At 74.4% G+C, this 11,984-nt stretch carries 12 protein-coding genes; 6 read left to right on the plus strand and 6 right to left on the minus strand.

Annotated features, from left to right (window positions below):
* The first annotated feature begins 310 nt into the window (after positions 1–310).
* Entirely contained in the window at positions 311–1,558 is a 1,248-nt protein-coding gene (gene cobA, locus CHF15_RS33675) for a uroporphyrinogen-III C-methyltransferase (protein ID WP_089227721.1), read from the plus strand.
* A 46-nt stretch (positions 1,559–1,604) separates the two neighbouring features.
* Positions 1,605–2,423, plus strand: coding sequence for a TrmH family RNA methyltransferase (locus CHF15_RS33680; RefSeq protein ID WP_089227722.1), 819 nt, complete (start codon positions 1,605–1,607; stop codon positions 2,421–2,423).
* A gap of 1 nt (position 2,424) precedes the next feature.
* On the opposite strand, the gene CHF15_RS33685 is transcribed toward CHF15_RS33680, so the two are convergent.
* The 6 genes from CHF15_RS33685 to CHF15_RS33710 all read right to left on the minus strand — a co-directional run bounded on the left by CHF15_RS33685 (position 2,425) and on the right by CHF15_RS33710 (position 9,480).
* Positions 2,425–3,546, minus strand: coding sequence for an acyl-CoA dehydrogenase family protein (locus CHF15_RS33685; RefSeq protein ID WP_089227723.1), 1,122 nt, complete (start codon positions 3,544–3,546; stop codon positions 2,425–2,427).
* On the minus strand, positions 3,543–4,727 hold the full coding sequence (locus CHF15_RS33690; RefSeq protein WP_089227724.1) for an acyl-CoA dehydrogenase family protein: 1,185 nt from the start codon (positions 4,725–4,727) through the stop codon (positions 3,543–3,545). Before CHF15_RS33690 ends, CHF15_RS33685 begins: the two co-directional genes overlap by 4 nt.
* Before the next feature lie 1,157 nt (positions 4,728–5,884).
* Positions 5,885–6,502 (minus strand): TetR/AcrR family transcriptional regulator, encoded by a 618-nt coding sequence (locus CHF15_RS33695; protein ID WP_089227725.1) that lies wholly within the window; start codon positions 6,500–6,502, stop codon positions 5,885–5,887.
* 64 nt (positions 6,503–6,566) lie between these two features.
* Entirely contained in the window at positions 6,567–7,319 is a 753-nt protein-coding gene (locus CHF15_RS33700; protein ID WP_089227726.1) for an SDR family NAD(P)-dependent oxidoreductase, read from the minus strand.
* Entirely contained in the window at positions 7,316–8,068 is a 753-nt protein-coding gene (locus CHF15_RS33705) for a VOC family protein (RefSeq protein WP_089227727.1), read from the minus strand. The genes CHF15_RS33700 and CHF15_RS33705 overlap by 4 nt, the downstream gene beginning before the upstream one ends.
* Before the next feature lie 176 nt (positions 8,069–8,244).
* Positions 8,245–9,480: a serine/threonine-protein kinase gene (locus tag CHF15_RS33710; RefSeq protein WP_089227827.1), complete on the minus strand. Its 1,236-nt coding sequence runs from the start codon at positions 9,478–9,480 to the stop codon at positions 8,245–8,247.
* Between the two features lie 207 nt (positions 9,481–9,687).
* Between CHF15_RS33710 and CHF15_RS33715 the strand changes: the two genes are divergently transcribed.
* From CHF15_RS33715 to CHF15_RS33730, 4 genes are all read left to right on the plus strand, one after another.
* Positions 9,688–9,930, plus strand: coding sequence for a hypothetical protein (locus CHF15_RS33715; protein ID WP_037733380.1), 243 nt, complete (start codon positions 9,688–9,690; stop codon positions 9,928–9,930).
* A gap of 263 nt (positions 9,931–10,193) precedes the next feature.
* Complete coding sequence (locus tag CHF15_RS33720; protein ID WP_018564248.1) at positions 10,194–10,397, plus strand: hypothetical protein; 204 nt, start codon at positions 10,194–10,196, stop codon at positions 10,395–10,397.
* A 195-nt stretch (positions 10,398–10,592) separates the two neighbouring features.
* Positions 10,593–11,570, plus strand: a complete 978-nt coding sequence (locus CHF15_RS33725; protein ID WP_089227728.1) for a phosphotransferase enzyme family protein — start codon at positions 10,593–10,595, stop codon at positions 11,568–11,570.
* A gap of 7 nt (positions 11,571–11,577) precedes the next feature.
* Positions 11,578–11,871, plus strand: coding sequence for a TFIIB-type zinc ribbon-containing protein (locus CHF15_RS33730; RefSeq protein ID WP_078620275.1), 294 nt, complete (start codon positions 11,578–11,580; stop codon positions 11,869–11,871).
* Positions 11,872–11,984: the final 113 nt, after the last annotated feature.

Raw genomic sequence — 11,984 nt, forward strand, 5'->3', positions numbered from 1 at the left:
CATGCACATAAATATGCGGTACAGAATGCCCAGCCCCGGAGGCCCCGCCCCCGGCCCACCACGCACGCGCGGAGGCCCGCACCAATCGCGCCGGGCAATCGGGCGGGAGGGCGGGCGAACCCCCAACCGCAACCAAGGCGCACCCGCACTCAAGGCACACTCAGGCGGCCCCGCCCAAGCGCACCGCAGGTGTGATCTTGGGCGCTGCGGCGCAGCCGCCCCGCACCGTAGGGTTGGGGCGGGGCAGGGTCGCCCCGCAACCCACCCCCCCCGTCGCGCCGCGAGGCACACCCCTAGGAGCCGCACCGCCATGACTGCCGCCGAGGACCGCAACGACGCACCCGCCTACCCCGTCGGACTGCGCCTCACGGGCCGGCGCGTGGTCGTCCTCGGCGGCGGCCAGGTCGCCCAGCGCCGGCTGCCCCCGCTGGTCGCGGCCGGGGCCGACGTCGTCCTGGTCTCCCCGTCCGCGACGCCGTCCGTGGACGCGATGGCCGCCGCGGGCGAGATCCGCTGGGAGCGCCGCCGCTACCGGCCCGGCGACCTCGCCGACGCCTGGTACGCGCTGATCGCCACCACCGACCCCGAGGCGAACGCCGCTGCCTCCGCGGAGGCGGAGGAGCGCCGGGTGTGGTGCGTCCGCAGCGACGACGCCGAGGCGGCGACCGCGTGGACCCCGGCGACCGGCCGTACGGAGGGCGTGACCGTCGCCGTCCTGACCGGCCGGGACCCGCGGCGTTCCGCGGCCGTGCGGGACGCGATCGTGGAGGGCCTGCGGGACGGCTCGCTCGCGGCGCCGCAGCACCGGGGGAGGACCCCGGGCGTGGCGCTGGTCGGCGGCGGGCCGGGCGACCCGGACTTGATCACGGTGCGCGGCCGCCGACTGCTCGCCGAGGCGGACGTCGTGATCGCGGACCGCCTCGGCCCGCGCGACCTGCTGGACGAACTGCCCCCGCACGTCGAGGTGATCGACGCCGCGAAGATCCCGTACGGCCGGGCGATGGCCCAGGAGGCGATCAACGCGGCACTGATCGAGCACGCGAAGGCGGGCAAGGCGGTCGTGCGGCTCAAGGGCGGGGACCCGTACGTGTTCGGGCGCGGCATGGAGGAGGCGGAGGCGCTCGCCGAAGCCGGCATCCCGTGCACCGTGGTGCCCGGGATCTCCAGCTCCATCAGTGTTCCGGCCGCCGCCGGCATCCCGGTCACCCACCGGGGCGTGGCGCACGAGTTCACCGTGGTCAGCGGCCATGTGGCCCCGGAGGACCCGCGCTCGCTCGTGGACTGGGCGGCCCTCGCCCGGCTGCGCGGCACGCTGGTGCTGCTGATGGCCGTGGAGCGGATCGCCCCGATCGCGGCGGCGCTCGTGGCGCACGGACGGGGCGCGGACACCCCCGTCGCCGTGATCCAGGAGGGTACGACGGCGGCCCAGCGCCGGGTCGACGCGACGCTCGCGACGGTGGCGGAGCGGGTGGCCGCGGAGGGTGTCCGGCCGCCCGCGGTGATCGTCATCGGCGAGGTCGTCGCCGTGGGCGAGCGCGTAACCAGCGGTAACCAGTGACGTCGGTGCCGTTGGCACCGCACTTCGGACAAGGCAGTATCACCCTGTGGCTGAGCTCATCACCATCGACGATCCCGACGACCCGCGTCTGCGCGACTACACGTCCCTGACCGACGTGGAGCTGCGCAGACGCCGCGAGCCCGCCGAGGGGCTGTTCATCGCGGAGGGCGAGAAGGTCATCCGGCGCGCCCGGCAGGCCGGTTACCGCATGCGCTCCATGCTGCTGTCCGCCAAGTGGGTCGACGTCATGCGGGACGTCATCGACGAGGTCCCGGCGCCGGTCTACGCGGTCAGCCCGGTACTCGCCGAGCAGGTGACCGGCTACCACGTGCACCGCGGCGCCCTCGCCTCGATGCAGCGCAGGCAACTGCCAGACGCCGCGGACCTGCTGGGCGACGCGCGGCGGATCGTCGTCATGGAGTCGGTCAACGACCACACCAACATCGGCGCGATCTTCCGCAGCGCCGCCGCCCTCGGCATGGACGCCGTCCTGCTCTCCCCGGACTGCGCCGACCCGCTGTACCGCAGGTCGGTCAAGGTCTCGATGGGCGCCGTCTTCTCCGTCCCGTACGCCCGGCTGGAGAACTGGCCCCGGGACCTGGAGGCGGTGCGGGAGGCGGGCTTCACGCTGCTCGCGCTGACCCCGGACGAGAAGGCCACCGACATCGACGAGGCCGGCCCGCACCGGCTGGAGCGCGCGGCGCTGATGCTCGGCGCCGAGGGCGACGGTCTGTCGACGCGAGCCCTGGTCGCCGCCGACGAGTGGGTGCGCATCCCGATGGCGCACGGGGTGGACTCGCTGAACGTGGGGGCGGCCGCCGCCGTCGCGTTCTACGCGGTGGCGACCGGCCGCCCCAGGGACTGACTCAGCCCGCGGCGGGCAGTTCCACCAGCGCGGCGAGGGCCGCCCGATGACGGCCGGGCGTGCCCAGGGCGATCTCGTCGGCCTTGGCGCGCTTCAGCCGCAGGTGGGCCGGGTGCTCCCAGGTCATCCCGATGCCGCCGTGCAACTGGACGCACTCCTCGGCGGCCCGCACCGCGACCGGCGCGCAGAACGCTTGCGCCACGGCGATCGCGACGGGGGCGTCGGCGCTGTCGCGCGCGAGCGCGTCGGCGGCGTTTCGTGCCGCGGCGCGGGCCTGGACGATCTCGAGCCACAGGTCCGCGAGCCGGTGCTTGAGGGACTGGAAGGAACCCACGACCCGGCCGAACTGGTGACGCTCCTTCAGATACGCCACCGTCTCGTCCAGGCACCGCTGGGCCAGGCCCAGTTGCTCCGAGGCCAGCAGCCCCGCCCCGGTCAGCAGGGCCCGTTCGACGGCCGCCGCGGCCGTCGCGGGGCCGGCGATCCGGCGGGCCGCCGCCCCGTCGAAGGCGACGTCGGCGATCGGGCGCGTGAGGTCGAGCGGCACCGGTACGGACAGGGCGACCCCGGGCGCGTCGGTCCGCACCTCGTAGAGTCCGGGCCCGTCAGGGCCGGTCGCGGGCACGATCAGCACGTCCGCGGCGGTCGCGTCCGCGACGCTGGTCACCCGCCCGCCGAGAACACCGTCCGCGTCGGCCCGCAGCCCCGCGAACACCTCCGCGCCGGGCGCCGAGGGCAGCGGCACGGCCAGGGCGGCCGTCCGCTCGCCCTCCGCGAGGCCCGCCACGGCGGCGTCGGCCTCCGTGGTGCCCGCCGCCAGCAGGGCCGTGGTGGCCAGCACGGCGCTGCCCAGGAAGGGCACGGGCGCCACGAAGGACCCCAGTTCCTCCAGCACGACCGCCGCCTCCCGCGCGGATGCGCCCTGGCCGCCGAGCTTCTCCGGCACCAGCAGCCCGGCGACCCCCACCTCCCGGGCCAGGGTGCGCCACAGCGCGGCGTCGTACGGCTCGTCGTCCTCGCAGCGCGCCAGGACGTCCGCCGGGGCGCACCGGTCGGCGAGCAGACCGCGCACCGCGGCGCGCAGGTCGTTCTCGACGTCGGAGTAGAGCAGGTCGGCACTCATCGCGGCAGGTCCTTCCAGGGGACGTCCTTGTCCGTACGGGGCTCGGAGGGCAGGCCGAGGACACGCTCGGAGATGATGTTGCGGAGGATCTCGGAGGTGCCGCCCTCGATCGAGTTGCCCTTGGCCCGCAGATAGCGGTAACCGGCGTCGCGGCCGTAGAAGTCGACGATCTCCGGGCGGGTCATCGTCCAGTCGCCGTAGCGCAGTCCGTCCTCGCCCAGCAGTTCCACCTCCAGGCCGCTGATGCGCTGGTTGAGCGAGGCGAAGGCCAGCTTCATGCCCGAGCCCTCGGGGCCGGGGGCGCCCAGGGCGAGCTGCTGCCGCAGGCGTTCGCCGGTGAGGCGGGTGACCTCGGCCTCCACCCACAGCCGCAGCAGCCGGTCGTGCAGGTCCGGTGTGCGCAGCTCGGGCCGCTCCCGCCATGTCGCGGCGACGGTGCCGATCATCCCGCCCTCGCGGGGGAGCGCGGTGCCGCCGATGGCGACCCGCTCGTTCATCAGCGTTGTCTGCGCCACCCGCCAGCCGTCGCCGACCTCGCCGAGGCGGTGCGCGTCGGGGATGCGGACGTCCGTCAGGAAGACCTCGTTGAACTCGGCCTCACCCGTGATCTGCCGCAGCGGACGCACCTCGACGCCCGGGGCCGTCATGTCGCACACGAAGTACGTGATGCCCTGGTGCTTGGGGACGTCCGGGTCGGTGCGGGCGATGAGGATCGCCCAGCGCGCGTTGTGGGCGTTGGACGTCCACACCTTCTGACCGGTGACGATCCAGTCGTCGCCGTCGCGTACGGCCCTGGTGCGCAGGCCCGCCAGGTCCGAGCCGGCACCGGGCTCGCTGAACAGCTGGCACCAGACCTCCTCCCCGGTCCACAGCGGGCGCAGGAACCGGGTCTTCTGCTCCTCGGTGCCGTACCGGAGTACGGTCGGCGCCGCCATCCCGAGGCCGATGCCGATCCGGCGCGGCTCGTTGTCCGGCGCCGCGACGGCGGCCAGTTCGGCGTCCACGACCCCCTGCAGGGCGCGGGGCGCGCCCAGGCCGCCGAGGCCCTGCGGGTAGTGCACCCACGCCAGACCGGCGTCGAACCGGGCCCGCAGAAAGTCCAGGCGGCCCGTCGCCGCCGGATCGTGAGAGGCCAGCAGCGCGCGCACTCGCTCGCGCAGCTCCTCCGGTGTGACCGTCATGCGAATGCGTCCCTCCGCGTGTGGCATAGCGCTAAGCAAGCGCTTAGAAACTAACCCACGGAGTGCCCGTTCGTCACCCCCTGCGCGGTGCGCGTGTCCGGGGTGCGTCTGTGTGTGCGGGTGGGTTGTGGTTGCGGCCGGTTGTCGTGTGCGGGTGCGTCGTGGTTGCGGTTGGGGGTTGCCCGCCCTCCCTCCCGATTGCCCGGCGCGGTTGGTGCGGGCCTCGCGCGGTTCGTGGTGAGCCGGGGTCGGGGCCTCCGGGGCTGGGCATTCTGTACCGCATATTTATGTGCATGGCGGGCGGTCCAAGTCGGACCCCGAATGCCGCACAACAAATACACGTCAGCGTCCAGAACGCCCACCCCTACGACCCCGCCCCCTCCGTTTCGTCGGGCGACAACGGCCGGTGGGGGGTGATGGGGTGCGCCCCTCCCCGCACCGCTGGAAACTGCCCTCACCAGGGGGTCCCCCGGCCGAAGGCTGAGCAAGAGTGCGCGCACCGGTGGCTGGCGGCACTTCCCGCGGGCGGTTGGGGACCCACAGGGTTGCCTGCGTTACGGCGAGCCCCGGGATGGTGGGGACCGCCCCCCGGCCTCCGGCGGGCCGCCGACCCGCAACCGGGTTCAGCCTTGGGACAACACTGACCGGGCCAGAGGGGGCCGGCCCCCTGGCCGAAGGCTGAGGCAGGACGCGCAGGTGAACACGGCAGCAGGCCGTTCAGCGCCCGCGCGCCCCGACAACCCCGCCGTCCGATCCACTCCGTTCCCTGATGGACGGCCTGACAGTTGCGGGCGTTCGGTAAGGCGCGTGCGGCAACCCCGGACCGCTCTACAGCCCCCCTCCGGCCGTCATGCGCCCGAACCCACGGGAGGGGGTGTGGCGGGGTGCGCCCATGGGGGTCCCCCCGGCCGAAGGCTGGGGGAGACGAGCGGCGGACCCGGCGCCGAATGATGCAGGGGTAAACCGCGAGCGTTCTGGGGGTCCCCCCGGCCGAAGGCTGGGGGAGTGCGCCGGCGCGGCACCGACCCAGGCACACGGTGCGAGGCCCGCACTGACCGTGCCGGGCAATCGGGAGGGCGGGCGGGGAAACCCCCAACCGCAACCACGACGCACCCGCACACAACTACCGGCCGCAAGGGGCACCCAGGGCGCACCCTCTAGCCCCGCCCCGCGGCACCCCCCACCGCCCCCAGCGCCACATCGACGAGCACATCGACCCGCTCGCTCCCCCCACTGTCCGTCCACGCCCCCACCGCCGCGTTGAGACAGGACAGCACCGTCACGGCGAGTGCACGCGCCCTCAGCTCACGGTGCTCGCCGCCCTCGTCGAGGCGCGCCGCCACGAGGGGAACGAGCAGTTCCTGCCACTCCCGCTGCTTCTTCGCCAGCGCCCCCTGCAGGGCGGGGGTCCCCGCCAGCATCACGGAGGTGGCGAGCAGTGTGCCGTCCGGGTCGCGGTCGAGCGCGGCCACGTGCTCGTCGAGGGATCGGCGCAGTGCCTCCCACACGGGTTCGTCGGCGGGGCGTGCCGCGAGGCGTTCGGCGATGCCCTGCCCGATCCCGGTGAGGTTGCCGACGACCATGTCCTCCTTGCTGGCGAAGTAGCGCGAGACGCTCCGCCCGGACATGCCGATCTCCGCCGCGATCTGCTCGATGGTCGTCTTCTCGAAGCCGTGCTCGATGAACAACTTCATCGCGCGGTCGGAGATCTGCGCCCTCACCGACTGGCGGGTCAGCTCGCGAAGGCCCGACCGCAGGGGATCCGTGCTGCTCATGGCCTCAGCGTAGTCATGCCGGAAACCTCTGGCGCACGGTGACGGATCTGTCGTCGTCTGTCACTCACAGCTGGGTCTGGCCGCCGTTGACCTCGTACACGGAACCGGTGACGAAGGACGCCGCGTCCGACAGCAGGAAGTTCACCACCTCGGCGACGTCCTCCACGCTGCCGGTGCGGTTCATCGCGGTCTTCGCGGCGATCGCGGCGCGGACCTCCGGGGGGAGTGCCCGTGCCGACGGCCCGTCGATCGGGCCGGGTGCGACGGCGTTGACGCGGATGCCGCGCTGCGCGTACTCCACGGCCGCGGAGCGGGTGAGGCCGACGACGCCGTGCTTGGAGGCGGCGTACGCGGCCCGCCCGGCGTGGGCCATGACCCCCGCGGTGGAGGCCATGTTGACGATGGCGCCGCCGCCGTGCGCCGCGAAGTGGGCCAGTTCGGCCTGCATGCACGTGAAGACACCGGTCAGGTTGACGTCGATCACGCGCAGCCAGTCCGCCGGGGCGATCTCGTGCGCGTCGACCAGGTGCGGGGTCACGCCCGCGTTGTTGAAGGCGATGTCGAGGCCGCCGAAGGTGGTGACGGTGAACTCCACGAGCCGCCGGGTGTCCGCGAAGGACACGACGTCGACCTCGTACGGCGCGGCCTCGCCGCCCGCGCGGTTGATCCCGTCGGCGACTCGCTCGGCGGCGGCCCCGTCGACGTCGGCCACGACGATCCTGGCGCCCTCGCGGGCGAGCCGCCTGGCCCCCGCCTCGCCGAGCCCGGACCCGGCACCGGTCACGATGCCGGTCCTTCCCCTGAGGTGCGCGGTCATGCCCGCGGCTCGACGAGGGTGAGGACGGCGCCCATCGGGTCGAGGAGCACGGCGATGCTTCCGCTGCCGATGTCGGTGGACGGCATCAGCAGGGTGCCGCCCGCCAAGGTCGCGCGGGTGGCCGCGGCGGCGACGTCCGTGACGCTGAAGTACGCGTCCCAGTAGGGCGGTGTCTCCCGGGGCATCGCCGCGGGGCGCGGCAGCAGCAGCGAGACGGGCGTGCCGTCGAGCCGCCACTCGCGCCGGCCCAGCGGCCCGGCGGGGTCGCCGGCCGTCCAGCCGAACAGCGCGCCGTAGAAGGCGGCACTGGCGTCGACGTCGTCGGTGATGAGTTCGGCCAGGGCGAAGCCGCCGGGTCCCGCGGCGGCCGAGGGGGCCTGCCGGGCGTCCGGCTCCCGGACGGCGAAGTGCGCTCCGCTCGGGTCCGCGTACAGGTCCTCCACGCCGCCCGCGGCGGCCCTGGCGAGGACGGTGCCTCCGGCGGCGGCGACCGCGGCGGCGGCCTTGCCGGTGTCGTGCACGGTGAAGCAGGCCGTCCAGCCCGGCCGCGGCAGGTCGCCGACCGGCCCGAGACCCGCGACGGGTAGCCCGCGCAGCCGGGCCGTCAGGTGGCCGGGGCCGCGTGCGGGGTCCTCGGTGAAGTCCCAGCCGAACAGCGCGCCGTAGAAGGCGGCCGCGGTCCGCGGGTCGGGCGATCCCAGCTGTGCCCAGCAGGGGATGCCGGGTCCGCCGGCGGTGGTGGTGTCCATTCGCTGCTCCTTGCTGCGGGGTTTTTCCCCCGCCTGTCGACTATAGACACGTGTGTCAGTCCATGACAGAGATGGCGATCGAGGTCACATTCATGGTCGTGCGGGCACGGGTGTGTGCCGCGCCGCCACGTGGACGACGTCGGTGAAGGTGTGGGTGTTCGTGTCGGCTGGGGCGCCTACGGCGTGTGCGGCGCCGTCGGGCCGGCGCTGACCCCGGGGAGCAGGCCGAGGCCGCGGCTGGGGCCCTGGCAGCCCTGGGCGGCGGCGATGCCGAGCGCGACGAGAAGGGTCACGGTGACGAAGACGATGAGCCGCTGCCGCAGCAGCCTGCGGTCGGCGCCCCCGGGCCTGCGGCCGGCGGTCGTGCGGGCGGCCGGAGTGCGCCCGGCCGGGGTCCGGGCCGGGGTGCGCGGCGCGGCGGGCGTACGCGGGGAGGCGGGGGTGCGCGGCGCGGCGGGGACGCCCGGCGAGGTCCGGCGCTCGGTGTGCTGCTCCGCGTACTCCTGCGCCCGGGTGCCCGAGGGCCGCTCGGGGCGCGGGCCGGACGCCCTGGGCACGATGTCTCGCCGGCCCGGAGCCACGCCGAGTCCGCGGGCCTCACGGGCGGCGATCTCGGCCAGCCGCTCGGAGAGTTGGACCGTGCTGGGCCGCTGCTCCGGGTCCTTGGCGAGGCACGCGTACACCAGCGGGGCCAGGGAGTCCGGCACACCGGCGAGGTCCGGCTCCTCGTGGACGACCCGGTAGAGCATGACCTCCGAACTGCCCTGCCCGAAGGGCGAGTCGCCCATCGCGGCGTACGCGAGCGTCGCGCCGAAGGCGAAGACGTCGGTGGCCGGGGTGACCGCCGCCCCGCGGACCTGCTCCGGCGCGAGGAAGCCGGGGGAGCCGACGGCGGTGCCCACGTGGGTGAGGGTGCTCGCGCCCGTGGACCAGGCGATGCCGAAGTCGATGATCCGCGGGCCCTTGGGCGACAGCAGGATGTTGGAGGGCTTCAGGTCGCGGTGGACGACCCCGGCCTCGTGGACGGCGACCAGTCCCTCCGCCAGGGCGGATCCGATGGACGCGGTCTCGGCCGCGGGGAGCATGCCGTCGCGGGCGACCTTGTCGTGCAGCGAGGGCCCGGGGACGTACTGCGTGGCGAACCAGGGGCGGTCCGCCTCCAGGTCGGCGGCGACCAGCCGGGCCGTGCAGCCGCCGCGGATGCGTCTCGCCGCCGACACCTCGCGGGCGAAGCGGGAGCGGAACTCCTGGTCCTCGGCCAGCTCGGGGCGGATCACCTTCAGCGCGACCCGCTGGCCGCGCTTGTCGGCACCCAGGTAGACGACGCCCATGCCGCCGGCGCCCAGCCGCCGGTGCAGCCGGAACGAGCCGACGACACGCGGGTCCTCGCGCCGGAGCCGCATCATCGCCATGTCGTCCATCCCCGCTGCCTGCCTGGCCAGTCTGACGCCGACAGCTTACGGACTGACCGCCCGTCGTGCCGCGAGGCCGCGCCCGCGCGGGGCGGCGGATTGTCAGTGCCGGATGGGATCCTTGAAGAGTGGGGAAAGTTCCGGCCGCTGACGGCCCGGAATTTCGTCATGCCGTCAACAGTCCGTCGGGCAAGGGGGATTGACGCCATGAAGGGTGATCGTGTGGAGATAGTCGTCGACGCCGGCGACACGACGAGGACGTACGAGGTGGTGGCCACCAGGGCGGGCCGCAGGGTCGAGACAGCGGTCCGCCGAGGGGTGGTGGAAGTGAGCGAAGTCACCCGGTCCGGCTCCGTGGTGCGCACCGCGCGCTTCATGGCCACCCGGGTCCTCGCCCTGGTCGAGCAGCCCATGCCGACCGGCGACGCGGAGGACGAGGAGCGCGCCTGACGGGGCCCGCGGGCGCCCGCCCGGGACATCCCCTCGGGGATCTCCCGGGGGTGCGGCCGGGTCCCTCCACCCAGGGGAGTACACGGCCGGACCCGGAGTCATCCTCGGGGAGGCCAGGGAAGCGGTACGACGGCATGACGACCGCCGTCGGCGCCGCGCCTAGTGTTGAGGTCAAGCGGCGGGCGGAGCACTCGTCCCCCGAGGTCAAACGCCCGCCGCCCCGACAACTGTGAATGATCACGACCCCGACCCGGGAGAGGGCCATGGCGAACACGGTGAGCCGTACGGTGCGGCCGGCGCGCGGCAGCAGGATCGCCGCGTTCGGCATACGCCCGTCGGGCACCCGGCATCCGCTGGTGGCGGTGGCGATGGTGCTGCCGCTCGCGGTGCTGCTCGCGGTGGCCTTCGGAGGCTGGGACGCGGTGGTCACACAGGCGTCGTCCGTAGCCGGTCTGATGGGGCGCTGACAGACGCCCCGCGGTCCCCGGAAGAGCGGTCCGGGGTCCGCGAGGACCGGTGAACCAACCCCGTGGGGACGGGGGTCCGGCGGACGGCATGAATGCCCGGGTACCTGTGGCGGTACCCGGGCATCACACCCGGCATTGCCAGCAAGCGGCACGCTGCCGCACAGTGGGCCGGTGGGACGGGCAGTGGGGGAGAAAGTGACCAGCAGCGGAGCAGCGCTGACGCACGCCCTGGGGGCGGTCGCGGCAGCGGCCTCGCGGGTGCCCGGCCAGGCGCGGCCCGCGGTGCTCGCCGAACGGCCCGATGCCACCGTCGTCCGCGGCGGCCGCCTCGTCGCCAAGGCGCACGCCCCGGGCACCGATCCCGGAGAACTCGCCCTGCGGCTGCGGGTGGCCGCCCATCCGCTGCTGGTCGGCGTCCTGCTGTCCCCGGCGCCGCTGCCCGACCACGGGGGCGCGCTGAGCACCGTCCTCCTCGGCCGCAGCGTGAGCCTGTGGCCTCTCGGCGAGCCCGTCGACCGCGACGACCCGGACTCCGCGCCCTGGGCGGAGGCCGGCGCCCTCCTGGCCCGGCTGCACACCGTGCCGCCGGCCCGGCTGCCCGGACCGCCGCCGCGGATGCGCGGCCCGGTCAGCGCGGCCCGCGCCGTCGCCAGGATGCTCGCCGCCGGCCCCGGCGACCCTGCGGTGCTCGCCGCCTGGCACGGCCTGCCGCCCTGGGCCCGCGGCGAGGCCCCGCAGCCGCGGCAGATGCTCTGCCACGGAGACCTGCACATGGGCCAACTGGTGCGCCACCCCGCGCCGGACGGGCCGTGGTGCCTCATAGACGTGGACGACCTCGGGCTCGGCGAGCCCACCTGGGACCTTGCCCGGCCGGCGATGTGGTTCGCCGCCGGGCTGCTCGACCCCGCCGACTGGGGCCGCTTCCTCGGCGCGTACCGCGCCGGCGGCGGCCCCGCCGTCCCCGCGGACGGCGACCCGTGGCCGCATCTCGACGCGGCGGCACGGGCGTTGGCGGTCCAGACCGCGGCGACAGCCGTCGCCAAGGCCGCGCAGGAGGGCCGCGCACTCGACGGGGCGGAACAGTCCGTCCTCGACACGTGCCGCCGAATCGCGGAAGTAAAGTGCAGTTCTACGCCGGGGGACGACCCCCGGCCGGCGCGAACGAGGAGATGAGCCGACGATGCTCTGTCCCAAGTGTCATGGCCCGATGCAGACGTTCACCCGCAGCGGAGTCCAGATCGAGCAGTGCGGCAACTGCCGGGGGATCTTCCTGGACTACGGGGAGCTCGAAGCGCTGACCCGCATGGAGTCGCAGTACGCCCAGCCCGCCCCGCCGCCGCCCGGTTACCCGCAGGCGTACCCGCAGCAGCAGCACGCCGCCCCGGCCTGGGGTGCCCCGCACGGCGGGCACCACGGGGGCCACCGCGGTCACCACAAGCAGCAGAGCTGGGCCCACATGCTCTTCTCGTCGTGACACGACCGAGGGCCGGAGCGAACGCTCCGGCCCTCGGGTGCTGGTGGACGATACTGGGATTGAACCAGTGACCTCTTCCGTGTCAGGGAAGCGCTCTCCCGCTGAGCTAATCG

Origin of the sequence: Actinacidiphila glaucinigra (genome assembly GCF_900188405.1) — a bacterium.
Taxonomy (GTDB): Bacteria; Actinomycetota; Actinomycetes; order Streptomycetales; family Streptomycetaceae; genus Actinacidiphila; species Actinacidiphila glaucinigra.

Coding starts and splice junctions, on each gene's coding strand:
- CHF15_RS33690 (WP_089227724.1), bottom strand. CDS start 4,727: ATGACGGTCACACCGGAGGAGCTGCGCGAGCGAGTGCGCGCGCTGCTG.
- CHF15_RS33720 (WP_018564248.1), top strand. CDS start 10,194: ATGGCGAACACGGTGAGCCGTACGGTGCGGCCGGCGCGCGGCAGCAGG.
- CHF15_RS33710 (WP_089227827.1), bottom strand. CDS start 9,480: ATGGCGATGATGCGGCTCCGGCGCGAGGACCCGCGTGTCGTCGGCTCG.
- CHF15_RS33700 (WP_089227726.1), bottom strand. CDS start 7,319: ATGACCGCGCACCTCAGGGGAAGGACCGGCATCGTGACCGGTGCCGGG.
- CHF15_RS33695 (WP_089227725.1), bottom strand. CDS start 6,502: ATGAGCAGCACGGATCCCCTGCGGTCGGGCCTTCGCGAGCTGACCCGC.
- CHF15_RS33705 (WP_089227727.1), bottom strand. CDS start 8,068: ATGGACACCACCACCGCCGGCGGACCCGGCATCCCCTGCTGGGCACAG.
- CHF15_RS33715 (WP_037733380.1), top strand. CDS start 9,688: ATGAAGGGTGATCGTGTGGAGATAGTCGTCGACGCCGGCGACACGACG.
- cobA (WP_089227721.1), top strand. CDS start 311: ATGACTGCCGCCGAGGACCGCAACGACGCACCCGCCTACCCCGTCGGA.
- CHF15_RS33685 (WP_089227723.1), bottom strand. CDS start 3,546: ATGAGTGCCGACCTGCTCTACTCCGACGTCGAGAACGACCTGCGCGCC.
- CHF15_RS33730 (WP_078620275.1), top strand. CDS start 11,578: ATGCTCTGTCCCAAGTGTCATGGCCCGATGCAGACGTTCACCCGCAGC.